At 35.7% G+C, this 13,840-nt stretch carries 18 protein-coding genes; 9 read left to right on the top strand and 9 right to left on the bottom strand.

Annotated elements, in window-relative coordinates:
• The first annotated feature begins 152 nt into the window (after nucleotides 1-152).
• The 3 genes from msrA to HCJ50_RS07930 are packed head-to-tail and all read left to right on the top strand — an operon-like array spanning nucleotide 153 to nucleotide 1,600.
• Nucleotides 153-692, top strand: a complete 540-nt coding sequence (msrA, locus tag HCJ50_RS07940; protein WP_185346194.1) for a peptide-methionine (S)-S-oxide reductase MsrA — start codon at nucleotides 153-155, stop codon at nucleotides 690-692.
• A complete protein-coding gene (gene msrB, locus HCJ50_RS07935; RefSeq protein WP_185346192.1) occupies nucleotides 692-1,129 on the top strand; it encodes a peptide-methionine (R)-S-oxide reductase MsrB in 438 nt (145 codons plus the stop codon). Before msrA ends, msrB begins: the two co-directional genes overlap by 1 nt.
• A gap of 30 nt (nucleotides 1,130-1,159) precedes the next feature.
• Nucleotides 1,160-1,600 carry a nuclear transport factor 2 family protein gene (locus HCJ50_RS07930; protein WP_185346190.1) on the top strand — a complete coding sequence of 147 codons (441 nt, stop codon included), beginning with the start codon at nucleotides 1,160-1,162 and terminating at the stop codon, nucleotides 1,598-1,600.
• Nucleotides 1,601-1,669: 69 nt separating this feature from the next.
• On the opposite strand, the gene HCJ50_RS07925 is transcribed toward HCJ50_RS07930, so the two are convergent.
• From HCJ50_RS07925 to HCJ50_RS07915, 3 genes are read right to left on the bottom strand one after another with little or no spacing between them, the layout of a single operon-like run.
• Nucleotides 1,670-2,311, bottom strand: coding sequence for an MOSC domain-containing protein (locus HCJ50_RS07925; RefSeq protein ID WP_185346188.1), 642 nt, complete (start codon nucleotides 2,309-2,311; stop codon nucleotides 1,670-1,672).
• 18 nt (nucleotides 2,312-2,329) lie between these two features.
• Complete coding sequence (locus HCJ50_RS07920; RefSeq protein ID WP_185346186.1) at nucleotides 2,330-2,947, bottom strand: YcnI family copper-binding membrane protein; 618 nt, start codon at nucleotides 2,945-2,947, stop codon at nucleotides 2,330-2,332.
• A 12-nt stretch (nucleotides 2,948-2,959) separates the two neighbouring features.
• A complete protein-coding gene (locus HCJ50_RS07915; RefSeq protein WP_185346184.1) occupies nucleotides 2,960-4,588 on the bottom strand; it encodes a copper resistance CopC/CopD family protein in 1,629 nt (542 codons plus the stop codon).
• A gap of 139 nt (nucleotides 4,589-4,727) precedes the next feature.
• On the opposite strand from HCJ50_RS07915, the gene HCJ50_RS07910 reads away from it, so the two are divergent.
• Together HCJ50_RS07910 and mscL are read left to right on the top strand one after the other, a co-directional pair.
• The gene (locus HCJ50_RS07910) at nucleotides 4,728-4,919 is read left to right on the top strand and encodes a hypothetical protein (protein ID WP_185346182.1); all 192 of its coding nucleotides are present in this window, start codon (nucleotides 4,728-4,730) and stop codon (nucleotides 4,917-4,919) included.
• A 62-nt stretch (nucleotides 4,920-4,981) separates the two neighbouring features.
• On the top strand, nucleotides 4,982-5,368 hold the full coding sequence (mscL, locus tag HCJ50_RS07905; RefSeq protein WP_185346180.1) for a large conductance mechanosensitive channel protein MscL: 387 nt from the start codon (nucleotides 4,982-4,984) through the stop codon (nucleotides 5,366-5,368).
• Between the two features lie 26 nt (nucleotides 5,369-5,394).
• On the opposite strand, the gene HCJ50_RS07900 is transcribed toward mscL, so the two are convergent.
• From HCJ50_RS07900 to groES, 4 genes are all read right to left on the bottom strand, one after another.
• Nucleotides 5,395-5,790, bottom strand: coding sequence for a hypothetical protein (locus HCJ50_RS07900; protein ID WP_185346178.1), 396 nt, complete (start codon nucleotides 5,788-5,790; stop codon nucleotides 5,395-5,397).
• 44 nt (nucleotides 5,791-5,834) lie between these two features.
• Complete coding sequence (locus tag HCJ50_RS07895) at nucleotides 5,835-6,044, bottom strand: hypothetical protein (protein WP_185346176.1); 210 nt, start codon at nucleotides 6,042-6,044, stop codon at nucleotides 5,835-5,837.
• Between the two features lie 306 nt (nucleotides 6,045-6,350).
• Nucleotides 6,351-7,979 (bottom strand): chaperonin GroEL, encoded by a 1,629-nt coding sequence (gene groL / locus HCJ50_RS07890; RefSeq protein ID WP_185346174.1) that lies wholly within the window; start codon nucleotides 7,977-7,979, stop codon nucleotides 6,351-6,353.
• Nucleotides 7,980-8,010: 31 nt separating this feature from the next.
• Nucleotides 8,011-8,295 (bottom strand): co-chaperone GroES, encoded by a 285-nt coding sequence (gene groES / locus HCJ50_RS07885; protein WP_185346172.1) that lies wholly within the window; start codon nucleotides 8,293-8,295, stop codon nucleotides 8,011-8,013.
• 234 nt (nucleotides 8,296-8,529) lie between these two features.
• Here groES and HCJ50_RS07880 point away from each other — a divergent pair, with 234 nt between their 5' ends.
• Both HCJ50_RS07880 and HCJ50_RS07875 read left to right on the top strand, forming a co-directional pair.
• A complete protein-coding gene (locus tag HCJ50_RS07880; protein WP_185381259.1) occupies nucleotides 8,530-9,216 on the top strand; it encodes a CPBP family intramembrane glutamic endopeptidase in 687 nt (228 codons plus the stop codon).
• A 1-nt stretch (nucleotide 9,217) separates the two neighbouring features.
• Nucleotides 9,218-9,418: a DUF4305 domain-containing protein gene (locus HCJ50_RS07875; protein ID WP_185346168.1), complete on the top strand. Its 201-nt coding sequence runs from the start codon at nucleotides 9,218-9,220 to the stop codon at nucleotides 9,416-9,418.
• 34 nt (nucleotides 9,419-9,452) lie between these two features.
• Here HCJ50_RS07875 and HCJ50_RS07870 read toward each other — a convergent pair whose 3' ends face one another.
• Nucleotides 9,453-10,100 carry a redox-sensing transcriptional repressor Rex gene (locus HCJ50_RS07870; protein ID WP_003722329.1) on the bottom strand — a complete coding sequence of 216 codons (648 nt, stop codon included), beginning with the start codon at nucleotides 10,098-10,100 and terminating at the stop codon, nucleotides 9,453-9,455.
• A gap of 309 nt (nucleotides 10,101-10,409) precedes the next feature.
• Here HCJ50_RS07870 and HCJ50_RS07865 point away from each other — a divergent pair, with 309 nt between their 5' ends.
• Nucleotides 10,410-12,362 (top strand): ABC-F family ATP-binding cassette domain-containing protein, encoded by a 1,953-nt coding sequence (locus tag HCJ50_RS07865; RefSeq protein ID WP_185346166.1) that lies wholly within the window; start codon nucleotides 10,410-10,412, stop codon nucleotides 12,360-12,362.
• Nucleotides 12,363-12,385: 23 nt separating this feature from the next.
• Nucleotides 12,386-13,345, top strand: a complete 960-nt coding sequence (locus tag HCJ50_RS07860; protein ID WP_185346164.1) for an alpha/beta hydrolase — start codon at nucleotides 12,386-12,388, stop codon at nucleotides 13,343-13,345.
• Nucleotides 13,346-13,382: 37 nt separating this feature from the next.
• Here the strand turns inward: HCJ50_RS07860 and HCJ50_RS07855 are convergent, their stop codons facing one another.
• Nucleotides 13,383-13,835, bottom strand: coding sequence for a DoxX family protein (locus HCJ50_RS07855; protein ID WP_185346162.1), 453 nt, complete (start codon nucleotides 13,833-13,835; stop codon nucleotides 13,383-13,385).
• Nucleotides 13,836-13,840: the final 5 nt, after the last annotated feature.

The following is a 13,840-nucleotide window of genomic DNA, read 5'->3' as shown; positions in this document are numbered from 1 at the left end:
CTTAAATTTATTAAAACTATAAATGTGTAATTTAAACATAATTAGGCACTATATATACAATAAAATTCATTAAACCGACACTCAATGAAAGCGTTATTTTGTTATACTTAATACGTACGATACCAATACAAAATAAGGAAGCGGTGGTTACATTGACAAATGAACGAGTAGAAAAAGCTACTTTTGCAGGTGGTTGTTTTTGGTGTATGGTTAAACCATTTGATACATTACCAGGTATTCAAAAAGTAGTTTCTGGTTACACAGGTGGACATACAGAAAATCCTACCTATGAAGAAGTTTGTAACGGAAAGACAGGCCACACCGAAGCGGTCCAAATCACATTCAATCCGGATGTATTTCCTTATGAAAAATTGGTTGAAATTTACTGGCAACAAACAGATCCAACAGATGCAGCTGGACAATTTGCTGATAGAGGCGACTCTTATCGTCCTGTAATTTTTTACCATAACGAGCAACAAAAAGAAATTGCGGAAAAATCAAAAGCTAATCTAGCTAACAGTGGCCGTTTTAAAAAGCCTATTGTTACAGAAATTTTGCCTGCAGAACCGTTTTATCCAGCAGAAGAATATCATCAAGATTTTTATAAAAAAAACAAATTGCACTACGAAGGATACCGAGCAGGATCAGGTCGAAGCAATTTTATTGAGTCTAATTGGGGGGAATCTAAATAATGGATCCAAAACAAAAACAAGAACGTTTAGAAGAGTTAACTGATATACAATATGCGGTAACACAAGAAAATGGAACAGAACGCCCATTCGAAAATGAATATTATGATCATTTTGAACCAGGTATATATGTAGACATCGTATCTGGAAAACCACTTTTTTCTTCTAAAGATCAATATGATTCAGATTGCGGTTGGCCAAGTTTTACTAAATCTATTGATGATGATGAAATTCATGAAGAGTTTGATGCTAGTCATGGTATGAGACGGACAGAGGTTCGTTCTGTCGAAGCGGATTCCCACTTGGGGCATGTATTTCCTGATGGACCAAAAGAAAGCGGCGGCTTACGCTATTGTATTAATTCTGCTGCTTTACGTTTTGTTCCAGTGGAAGATTTAGAAAAAGAAGGTTATCCTGAATACAAAAAGTTATTTAATTAAAAATTAAAAACTTCTACGGGGGCTATAAAAGTGAACAATGCTATGTCAATAGAAGAAAAAAGAGCTATTCCACACCAGTTTCATACCAATTTAAATAATAGAGACTTTCAAAAACAATATGACCTAATTACTTCAGATATTAAATTCTATAAAAATGGAGAAGTTATCGAAGGAGCAGATAACTTTATCGTTGCTCTCCAAGGAATTGCCTCATTTTCAGAGGATGCGCATATAGAAGATCAAGAAATTTATGCAGATGATAATGTTGCAGTATGTCGATATACTTTATCAGGTACATTAACTGGTGATATTACATTTCCAACCGGCGCTCGAGCAAGTAAAACTGGGAAAAAGTTCAGCTACGGTTCTGTAGAATTTTTTGAATTCAACGATGAAGGAAAAGTGTATGAAATCAGACAAATTAATGACTCTGGTTTAACTCCAACTACTATTGAAAGCCAAGTAAAATAGTTTATAATTGATTTTTAACAACCAACTAAATAAACTAGCCAAGCCTCTCATTTGAAAGACTTGACTAGTTTATTTTTTTAGTGTTTTTTCTACCTGTTTACGGTAACGTTCAGACAAGGCATCTACTGAAAGAATCTGTAAATAATCTTTTTCTGTCCCATTATTGTGTAGTACTTTATCATGACAATAAGCTACTGTTACTTCATGATTTTCTTGATGGATTTGTTTTATTTTAGCATTGCGGTTTATTTTTCCCGGTGTAATCGTTCGGCATAGATAGCCGGTATATCCAGTTTCACGAATGATTTGATATAAATTGGGTATATCATTGAATTTTTCGATTGTACTGCATGGATTTCTTGCCTCAGATACTTGGATAACTGCTTCCCCGATTTGAAACTTATCGCCAATATGGATATTTTCTTCTAGCATATTCGTCACTGTTAAATTTTCTCCAAAAGCACCAACTTGTAGCTTATCACCAAACATTTTCGCCCATTTTTGATAATGTTCTGCGGGATAAATACAAACTGTTCGGTCTACCCCACCGTGATATTTTAAATTGTGCGGACGGTCATTTTCTAATCCATTCATTGTTAAATAAGCTTCATCCACAGGTTGCTTTTCAATTCCTGAAATCATCTGTTTATTATTTCCAAAGGTTAATTCTTTTGGCTTTCCGACTGCTAAATGCACTATTTTTTGTTCCATCTGTTTTCCCCTTTGATGTTATTTTTTACGATTGATAATTGCATAACTGCTAATAATTAGTGCAAATACGCTGATAGCAATTGCTGTCCATAATAAAATGGTATTGTCATTTTTTGTAGTACTGTCACTAGATGTATTTTCAGCGCCCGCCATTACCTCACCATGAGACCCAGATGCTGTCTTAGTGCTTTCTTTCATTATTTTAGTAGTTGCATGCGGAGTTTCCGAGTCTTCCGCCCCAATCCACTCAACAATGGAACCATCTTCGTAATATTGGAAAGCATTCCAAGCAATATCTCCTACCTCACTTGGATTTTTGGCAATAAAACTAAACCGCTGGAATTGCCCTGCTTCAATTCCGTCACCTTCTGTTTGCCAAGTAACTGTATGATTTTTCTTATCTATCGTCGTTTTCCAGCCAGCAACAGGTTCATACGATTCAAAAGAAGTATTTTGGGGTATTTTTAAAACAATTTTCTTTGAAGCAACTGCTTTTTCAGAAGGGACTTTCATCGTATAGGTCTCCCAAGCTTCGACTGTAGATTCGCTTGGCAACACCGAAACATGCGCACTTACTTGAAATGGCATAAATAAAACAGCTAACAAAATACTAAATGAACTTATCATTTTTTTCATTGTTTTTCCCCTTTACTGTTTGATTTGGATGGTGAATGTTTGGTCAATAGAAGTGAAATCATTTGTTAATCCGTGAACTGTCACTTCCCAGTTTCCTGTCTGATTAAGGTATAGCCCTTCTGCAAAATATTGATTATCATTGACAAGTTTTGCTTGAAAAGTAGCTTTTTCAGCTGTTTTAGCTGATTTTGTCGTAATTGTTACTTGTTGTAAATCTGTTTTTACTGCACCACTCTCAGTAAGAAATGTAACAATAAACTGATTTTGACCTACTGTAGCTGGTTCAATTTTTAAATTAATTTTTGTCTTTTCTCCTTCTGCCGTAATAGTCTCATTATATGCTTTTGGTGCTACTGGTGGAGGAGTTTGTACGTTTGTTAGAATGCTCGCCACTAGCAAAATAACTATTCCAATTATTAGTTCCAACAAAATCGTTTTAAAAGGAAGTTTTTCCTTTTTTAGTTTTAAGTATATATAGTGTGCTAAACCAAGGATTGCCATCAATAGGAATAAGCCAATTTTGAAAAGAAGCAATTTGCCATAATTGGTTGTAAATAAATTCGTCATTTGGCCAATATTCATAACAGCCATCAGTAGGCCACTAACTATAATAGAAACGACCGCAATAATTGCAATGACTGCAAAACGACTCCAAATGTGCTTGCTCTCTTTTGTTCGCGGCAATACGCATAACAAAATTATAAGCCCCCCTACCCAAACACTAGCCATTATCATATGCAACATATCCGCTGTAATACTTACTATTTTATCGGTACTAGCCGCTGCGTGTCCATTCTGTGCTTTTATAAAAATAAGATAAACCACTAAAACACTCTCGGTTAATAAAGCAATCCAGCTCCACTGTGTTGCTTTGCCAAACATAATCATCGTAAAAACAACCAGCATAAGCCAAGCGATACATTCACTAAACCAAATATAACCAGCTTTTGTTTCCGTCAAAAATGAGAAAAGATTTGCCGGCTGTATACTTTCTCCAATGGATACTCCAGTCGTAATACTTGTTTGAACAAAAAGTTGAAGAACAATTGCTAATCCAAGAAAAATCAGTGCGGCAATGGTCCATTTTTTCAATCGCAAAACTACTACTTCTGGCATGGATTCCTTTCTCGGATATAAACCAAAACCAAAAACGAGCATTCCAATAAATAATGACAGGCCTATATATAGTAAAGCCTTTTGAAGGGAACTAATTGGAAGGTCTGCTCCGCTACTTGGCACTGCCACTTCTTGAAAATTTGCTTTTGTATCCCCTAACTTAAAAGAAAGAACACCAGAAACCGCATGTCCGTCTGCTGAAACAACTCGCCATGAAACGGCATATACATCTGGTTTCAAGTCAGCCGGTAAAGTACTTTCAACGCTATGATTATTCTGTTTGGAAACTACCGTCTTCCCTGTTTTCACTTGCTCCCCTTTAGAATTTTTTACTTCAATTAAAGGAAAATCAGCTTCAATTGCTTCATTAAAAACTAGCGTTACTTTTTTAGGTGCGGTTTGAATATGTGACTGATCAGCAGGATTAGCGTGTTCCAAATAAGCATGCGCTGATACTAATTCAGTTGGTAAAATAAGAAAATATAGAAAAATAAAAAGAAAGATACCCTTTTTTAAATACTTCATTTACGACTCCTTTGTGATAACATGCGCTTTTACTCTTTTTAACTTATCATGCGCGAGAATTGAATGGAAATAATCGGCTCATTTCTAATTGCAAAAATACCTACTCTTATGTCATAGTAAAAGAAAAAGGTGGGATATTATGCTTCGATATATAGAATTATTTTTTATGTTTGCGTTTGTTACAATTATCACGATGGCTATTCAATCACTTTTAGCTAAATGGAAGCCAGCTATTCTTCGTTCTTTTTGGCTGCGAGTATTAACATTCATTATTATCGGTTATGCTTTAATGGCGCCAACGCTTTATATTGGTAGTTTGCTGTTGAAATAAGCTCACTTACTTTCACATCATTCTTAGATGTTTTATACTAAGTAAATGGGAGGTAAAAATTTATGAAAAAAATGTTAGTAGAATTTAGAGACTTCGCTTTAAAAGGGAATGTTCTTGATTTAGCTGTAGCCGTTGTTATCGGGGCTGCATTCGGTAAAATTGTTACATCATTAGTAGATAACATCATTATGCCTTTTGTTGGCGTTTTACTTGGAGGGCTTGATTTCAGTGAGCTAAGCTTTAAAGTTGGTGACGCTGTTTTCCAATATGGGGCATTCATTCAATCTATTGTTGACTTTATCATCATCGCTTTTGCTATTTTCCTTTTTGTCAAAATACTTACTCGTTTTATGAAGAAAAAAGAACAGCCTGTCGAAGAAACACCCGTACCTCCAACCGAGGAATACTTAAAAGAAATTCGCGATTTATTAAAAGAACAACAGAAGTAATAAAAAAGGAATCAATGCCTGTAAAATTAGGCATTGATTCCTTTTTTTAGTTGTACTGCTAAAATCATTTCAACTATTGCGACAGCTAAAAAAATGAGCTGTAAAATAAAAATATAACCGATTATAAATAACTGTACAATCATCCAAACAGCAAAAACTAACGCGGCCGCAAACATAACCTCTTTCGTTCGAGGTAATTTTTTTAATAAGTAAATAAGTGCTGCAAAATGGAATATGCCAATAAATACAAGTAAAAATATTCCTGGTATTAAGTAATCTACAAATGGAGAGCCTTCTAATAATCCTGGCGAAAGTGATAATAAATCTCCGTTTGGCGTAAAAATAAATGTTAGCCCTCCATAAATTGCTCCAATTGCTGTAAAACCAACTATTATTATACTACTTATGCGTATCCAGTTCATGGTTTGCTCCTAGTCGTTTTTTTAGTAGTATACCATGAAATAGATTATTCTGCTGTTTTTCTTCGTTTTATTTTTTTCACCAAATCAATCAATACATACACTGCAATTCCGCATGCAACAATTGTTGTAAGATACCATGCCGGACCAGATTCCGGACGTACACCAAGCCAATATGTGACTGTTTTCGGATTGAAAAAAGCAAAGCAAATGGCTAATAATGCAATAATTCGACCGATAATAGAATTTTCTCTCATAACAAGCACATCTCCTTTTCTTTTATTATAACAAGGTGATGGGATTTACTTACATGTGTTTGGGTCCCAAAGTTGTTAAGTGTGTGACAAGAATTGGTTTTTGGTAAAAGAAATACGAGAATAATAAAGTGTTGTTTGTTATAATTCTTGTTAGTTTATTTTGCTCTAGCTATTCCATCGAAGGCTTTGTGTCTTTTTTTAATCGTAAATATAAAACAACTTTAGCTTTATTATTGTATATTTGCATAAAAAAAGATCTCTGAAAAAATCAGAGATCTCTTAAATAAATCCATTTCAATAGACGGGTTACATCATTCCGCCCATGCCACCCATGCCCATGTCAGGAGGAACTGCTGGGCCATTTTCGCTTGGTTGGTCTGCTACGACTGCTTCGGTAGTTAATAGAAGCGCTGCAACAGATGAAGCGTTTTGTAATGCTGAACGAGTTACTTTTGTTGGATCTACAATACCGGCTTCAATCATATTCACCCATTCGCCGTTTGCTGCGTTGAAACCAATGCCAACTGCTTCATTTTTCAAGCGTTCCACGATAACGGAACCCTCCAGGCCAGCGTTATGTGCGATTTGACGAACTGGTTCTTCTAGGGAACGAAGAACAATGTTAATACCTGTTTCTACGTCTCCTTCTGCTTCTAGTTCAGCTACTTTGTTGTAAATATTTACAAGCGCTGTTCCACCACCGGCTACAATACCTTCTTCTACAGCTGCACGAGTGGAGTTAAGAGCATCTTCAATACGCAATTTACGTTCTTTTAGTTCGGTTTCAGTTGCAGCACCGACTTTAACAACCGCTACTCCACCTGCAAGTTTTGCTAAACGTTCTTGTAATTTCTCTTTATCGAATTCAGAAGTAGTTTCTTCCATTTGCGCACGGATTTGGTTTACACGAGCGCTAATTTGAGTGGAATCGCCTGCTCCTTCAACAATTGTAGTATCATCTTTTGTTACGACTACTTTGTTAGCTGTTCCAAGTTGCTCAATAGAAGCTGTTTTAAGTTCTAGACCTAAATCTTCTGTGATTACTTGTCCACCTGTTAAAATAGCTACATCTTCCAACATTGCTTTACGACGATCGCCAAAACCAGGCGCTTTTACTGCTACCATGTTAAATGTGCCACGTAGTTTGTTAAGAACAAGAGTTGCTTGTGCTTCGCCTTCCACGTCTTCAGCAATAATTAACATTGGACGGCCTTGTTGAACTACTTGCTCTAAAACTGGTAAGATTTCTTGAATATTATTGATTTTTTTATCAGTAATTAAAATGTATGGTTTTTCTAAAACAGCTTCCATTTTGTCAGAATCTGTTACCATATAAGGACTAGTATAGCCGCGGTCAAATTGCATACCTTCTACTACATCTAATTCTGTTGCAAAGCCTTTAGATTCTTCAATAGTAATAACACCATCATTACCAACACGTTCCATTGCTTCAGCGATTAATTTACCAACTTCTTCATCACCAGAAGAAATAGCTGCTACTTGTGCAATAGACTCTTTGCCTTCAATTGGTTTAGAGATAGCTTTAAGTTCTTCAATAGCTGTTGCTACGGCTTTTTCAATACCGCGGCGAACACCGACTGGATTTGCTCCAGCAGTGACGTTTTTCAAGCCTTCTTGAATCATTGCTTGTGCCAAAACGGTAGCTGTAGTAGTTCCGTCCCCAGCAACGTCATTTGTTTTAGAAGCAACTTCTGATACAAGTTTTGCTCCCATGTTTTCAAATGGATCTTCTAATTCAATTTCTTTTGCAATCGTTACACCATCATTGGTAATTAATGGGGAACCGAATTTCTTCTCTAAAACAACATTACGACCTTTTGGGCCAAGCGTTACTTTTACTGCGTTTGCTAATTGGTCCACACCACGTAACATGGCACGACGAGCATCTTCACTAAATTTAATATCTTTTGCCATTTTATATTTCCCTCCGATTAGTTAAGTTTTATTATTTGGTAATTGCTAAAATGTCACTTTCACGTAAAATCAAGTAGTCCGTGCCTTCATATGTCACTTCAGTTCCAGAGTATTTTGCAAAAATAACTGTGTCACCTTCGACTACTTCAAGTGATTCTTTTGATCCGTTTTCAAGGACACGACCTGAGCCAACTGCAATAATTTTACCTGTTTGTGGCTTTTCTTTCGCAGAGTCTGGTAATACAATACCACTTGCTGTTTTTTCCTCTGCTTCCAGTACCTCAATTACAACACGATCTCCTAATGGTTTTAACAATGTAAATGACCTCCTCTGATATAGTTGAACTTTCATTTTAGCACTCGACACATTAGAGTGCTAACACAGTTATTATGATACCAAACCTGACAAAAAATGCAAGTATAAACGTTCAAAAATGAGAGAATTCTAATTTGCGCTAGTGTCAGATAACTTGTACAATAAGAAGAGTTATTTCTGTTTATTTTAAACACTTTTAGCTGAATTTGATTTATATAGAGGAGATGCGTTTTTTTGGCTAAACGTTATTTGACGATTGTTTTTGTTTATTTATTACTACTTTTTTCTGCTTCTGTTGGGATTCCAATTGTTTATCATATTTTTATGAGCACTACTTCCATTTCCAGTGTAGATGCCAATGCTTATAGTATGATTATTTGGTCGATTTTTTCTAATATTCTTTCGCTGATTATTATTTTCGCACTTCTTTATAAAAAGCCTGAAGAAAATAAAATCATTCTTGGTGAAAAAATGCCGCCGCTACGTAGTGTCCTTTGGGTTATTGGTGGAGTCATTGGTTTATATTTTGCGCAAATCATTTGTAGTATTATTATTTCGCTGATTTCTGGTAGTATTAATGAATCTGTTAATACGGAACGACTTGTGAATTTAACAAAAGCAGCTCCGATTTTCTTGTTATTTATTTCTATTCTTGGACCTATTTTAGAAGAACTTGTTTTTAGAAAAGTGATTTTTGGTGGTTTAAGTAATGTGATGAATATCCATGTCGCTGCGGTGATTAGTTCGCTTTTCTTCGGTTTGCTTCATGGCGATATTTCCTTCTTACTTACTTATTTTGTTATCGGGCTAATCCTTTGTTTTCTTTATACGAAAACCAAACGAATTTCCGTTTCGATGGGGGCTCATATTTTAATGAATACCATTGTTTTATTAATAAGTTTAGGTTTTATTGGAGGTTGATATGAAAAATTCATTAATCAAGCAAAGTTTTCTTTATTTTGCACTTGGATTAGTATTTAGCTACTTTACTTTTGATCGTATAGTAGAATACGACTATGATATTATGGCCTATATTTTAATTGTCGTGACGATGATTGATTTTGGCATTGGTATTGGCTTGATTATTGTTGGGCTTAAAAGACGGCATAAAAAAAATCTGTAGAAAGCAAGTTTTTGCTTACCTTCTACAGATTTTTTTATTCGGTTTTCGCCGGATAGTTTTCTAGGAAATAAATCAATGTTTGTAATTCGGTTGTAAGATCGATGTGATGTACACGAACTTGTTTTGGAACACTGATACGAGCTGGTGTAAAGTTTAAAATCCCTTTTACATCTGCTTCGATTAAGCGATCCACAGTTACTTGCGCCTCGTCAGCTGGAACCGTAAGAATAACTACTTCTACACCATTTTCACGAACAATTTCTTCCATATCATTTAAGTGATAAATAGGAATATCTTGTTGCACACTACCTACTTTCGCTGGATCTACATCGAATGCAGCAACGATTTTGATATTATTGTTTTTCATGAAATTATAATGTAATAGTGCTGTCCCAAGGTTTCCAACACCAATTAATGCTACATTTGTTTGTTTGTCTTGACTAAGTGTTTTACTAAAGAAGTCGAGTATGTATGAAACGTTATACCCGTATCCTTTCTTGCCTAATGCACCAAAATATGAAAAATCACGTCGAATCGTCGCTGAATCAACTTTCACAGCTTCACTCAGTTCTGCTGATGATACTCGTTCCTTACCTGACTCATCTAGGTATTTCAAGTAACGATGATATAAGGGTAAGCGCTTTGCTGTCGCTTGTGGAATTTTTGTTGTTTCCTCCATCATGCCTTCTGTCCCTTCTTCTTAAATTTTTTCTGAAGTTTGAAGCTTTTGTGAACTGTACTTCCTTTCACATGCTTGCTTATATACTATAAACATTTCACAAGGAATGCACAAACTTTTTGCTCACAACTTTAGAGCAAAGTTTTGTCCTGCAAAATATCTTGTCTTATCCTTCTTTTCTATTTTACGCTAAAATCACAAATAATGCGAGCGATTTCACAAACTAACCTAATATTAAACAAACGGCGGTTACATTGCGATTACTTAACTTTTAAGATAAACTGGTATAGAGAACATTCGAGGAGAGAGAATATGATTTTATTACAAGTTCAGCAAATTTCTAAATTCTTCGGTGCAGAAGTTATTTTGGATAATATTAAATTAGAAGTAAAAACGGGTGACCGTATAGCTTTAGTCGGTCGAAACGGTGCTGGAAAATCAACGCTACTTAAAATTATTGCTGGAAAAATGAGCTATGATAACGGCATGATTTCCAAACCTAAAAGTGTAGAAATTGGTTATTTAGCACAAAACACCGGGCTAGAATCTACTAAGACGATTTGGGACGAAATGCTGAGTGTTTTCGCATCCCTTCGAAAAATGGAACAAGATCTACATGAAATGGAAGTTCGGCTGGGTGAACCAGAACTTTATAACCATCCTGAAAATTATCAAGCATTAATGAAAGACTATGACACCTTGCAACATACATTTAAAGAAAGTGGCGGATATACATATGAAGCAGAAATTCGTTCCGTTTTAAATGGTCTTCGCTTTTATCCTGCCGATTATGAAGTAGAAATCGCCTCGTTAAGCGGGGGTCAAAAAACGCGGCTGGCACTAGCTAAACTGCTACTTGCAAAACAAGATATCCTTGTGCTTGATGAACCCACTAACCATTTAGACATTGAAACTTTATCATGGTTAGAAACCTACTTGCAAAATTACAACGGATCCCTGCTGATTGTTTCCCATGACCGTTATTTTCTAGATAAAGTAGTTAATCAAGTCTATGAAATCAGTCGAACGAAAATAGAACATTACAAAGGTAATTACAGTTCTTTTGTTAGCCAAAAACAAGCAAAATTAGAGCAAATGTGGAAAGAGTTTGATAAGCAACAAAAGCAGATTGCTAAATTAGAAGACTTTGTTGCAAGAAACCTTGTCCGTGCATCCACAACAAAACGAGCGCAGAGCAGACGAAAACAATTAGAAAAAATGGATATTTTAGACCGACCTAAAGGCGATGAAAAAGCTGCTCATTTTGGTTTTCATTTTGAAAAACAAACAGGTAAAGATGTTCTCATGGTAGATAAGCTTAGTATTGGTTATGCCAAAGATAAGCAAGTCGCCGAAGACCTTACTTTTGAAATGAAACGTCAAGATAGTCTAGCGCTGGTTGGCCCAAATGGAATTGGCAAATCTACCCTTTTAAAAACACTTATACGTGATCTTCCGCCGCTTAGTGGTGACTTTCATTTTGGAGCTGGTGTGAAAATTGGTTACTATGACCAAGAACAAGCAAAACTTACATCGAATAAAACCGTTTTAATGGAGCTTTGGGACGATTATCCAGAGCTAAATGAAGTTAATATCCGTACAACACTTGGTAATTTTTTATTTTCGGATGATGATGTTTTAAAAAATGTCCAGTCGCTTAGTGGTGGCGAAAAAGCAAGGCTCGCACTCGCAAAACTCACTTTACTTCAAGCAAATGTCCTTATTCTAGATGAGCCCACCAACCATTTAGACATTGAAAGTAAGGAAGTTTTAGAAGCTGCTTTAATTGATTTTGAAGGAACGATTTTATTTGTATCCCATGACCGTTACTTCATTAACCGTATCGCTTCCAAAGTAGTCGAACTAGCGCCCGAAAAAGCAACTGTCTTCCTCGGCGACTATGACTATTATCAAGAAAAATTAGCTGAAATGAAAGAACTCGCACGATTAGAGGCAGAAGAACGCAGGGAAAACGGCGAAGAAGTAGCTGCCACTGCTTCGATGCGCAAAAGAAATTATCAAGAAGAAAAAGAACAGCAAAAATTGCTTCGTCAAAGAAAACGCAAACTAGAAGAAATTGAGCAACAAATGGAAGAAACAGATACAATAATCGCTGCACTCGAACTTGAGTTAACCAAACCAGAAATTTTTCAAGATCATGAAAAAACGCTTGAAATCACTGGAAAATTAGATGCTGCAAAAGAGATTGTAGAAAAATTAATGGAAGAATGGGAAGAAATAAGTGAAGAACTAGAATCTATATAATCTGCATAAAAAAGGAGCATACAATGAAAAAGATTTTAATTATTTCTGGTTCTATTTTGATTGGATTACTTCTTATTATTACTATTAGCGCAAGTTTTTATTTATACAGCTATGCGTTAGCTCGCGATAATACAAGTATGGATGATCAGCCGACAACCGATGTGACAAGTGCAACTGCCAAACTAGCCAAGAAAAATCGAGTAGAAAATCAAGCGTGGATGGAAAACCAAAAACTCATTCATTGGACAGAAAAATCAAGTGATAATCTAAAACTAGAAGCCAATTATTTAGAAGCTACTCAACCTTCTAATACAACTATTATTCTTGCCCATGGCTACCGCGGCAAAAGTGGTAAAGTCGAAATGGCGGGACTTGCAAAGATGTATCATGAAAAATTTGGTTATAACGTTTTAATGCCCGATGCCAGAGCGCACGGGGAAAGTGAAGGCGAAAATATTGGTTTTGGCTGGCCAGAACGAAAAGATTATGTACAATGGATTAATCAAGTGATTGATAGAAATGGGGAAGATGAAACCATTGCTTTACATGGGGTTTCCATGGGTAGCTCCACCGTTTTAATGACTAGTGGGGAAAATTTGCCAAAACAAGTCAAAAGTATTATTGCAGATTGTGGCTACACTTCCATGGACGCAGAACTTTCTTATCAACTAAAAGCAATGTTTCATTTACCAAGTTTCCCAATTATCCCAACCGCCAGCCTAATTAATAAATTCAAAGAAGGCTTTTACTTTAGTGAAGCTAGCGCGACGAATGCTGTTGCAAAAACTGATTTACCCATTTTCTACATTCACGGTGATAAAGATGCGTTTGTCCCAACTTATATGGTAGACGAACTGTACGAAGCCACTAATAGTTATAAAGAAAAATGGATTGTAAAAGGGGCTGAACACGGACAAGCTTTTACAGTAGATCCAACAACCTATGAAGAAAAAGTGCGGCAATTTTTAAATAAAACAATGTAAAAAGTAGCGCTCATTATGTTGGGCGCTACTTTTTTACTTATGTTTTATTCCTTTGTTTTGTTCGAAAAAAAATGAATAGATTTGTTAAGCTAAAATAATTTGCTTGCTTTAAACAAAGAAGTAAGACTATACCAATCGCTAATTGTATAGGATAAATATAAATCATATCTGCTAACCAATAATTAATCCCCATAAATATTCCCGCTATTAGTGCTGGGAGAGTTAAAGCCCCAACTATTAAACCAAGACCAACTAAAAGTTCTCCCCAAGGTATTAAAATATTAAATAACGCTGTATTTGGACCAACAATATTTTCCATAAAAGCTTTATACCAGTCTGGCGAATCTGTATTTCCAATGACACTTGGTACTAGTCCAGAAATATCAAAGTGAGCCTGTATTTTAAACCATCCTTGATACAACCAACTAATACCTAGTCCCACCCGAATAATGGAAAAAAGTATATTAGCGCTAAGTTTGACAATTAACATCGAAC

Origin of the sequence: Listeria immobilis (assembly GCF_014322765.1) — a bacterium.
Classification (GTDB): Bacteria; Bacillota; Bacilli; order Lactobacillales; family Listeriaceae; genus Listeria; species Listeria immobilis.
This window is presented reverse-complemented; position numbering and strand designations above follow the sequence as displayed.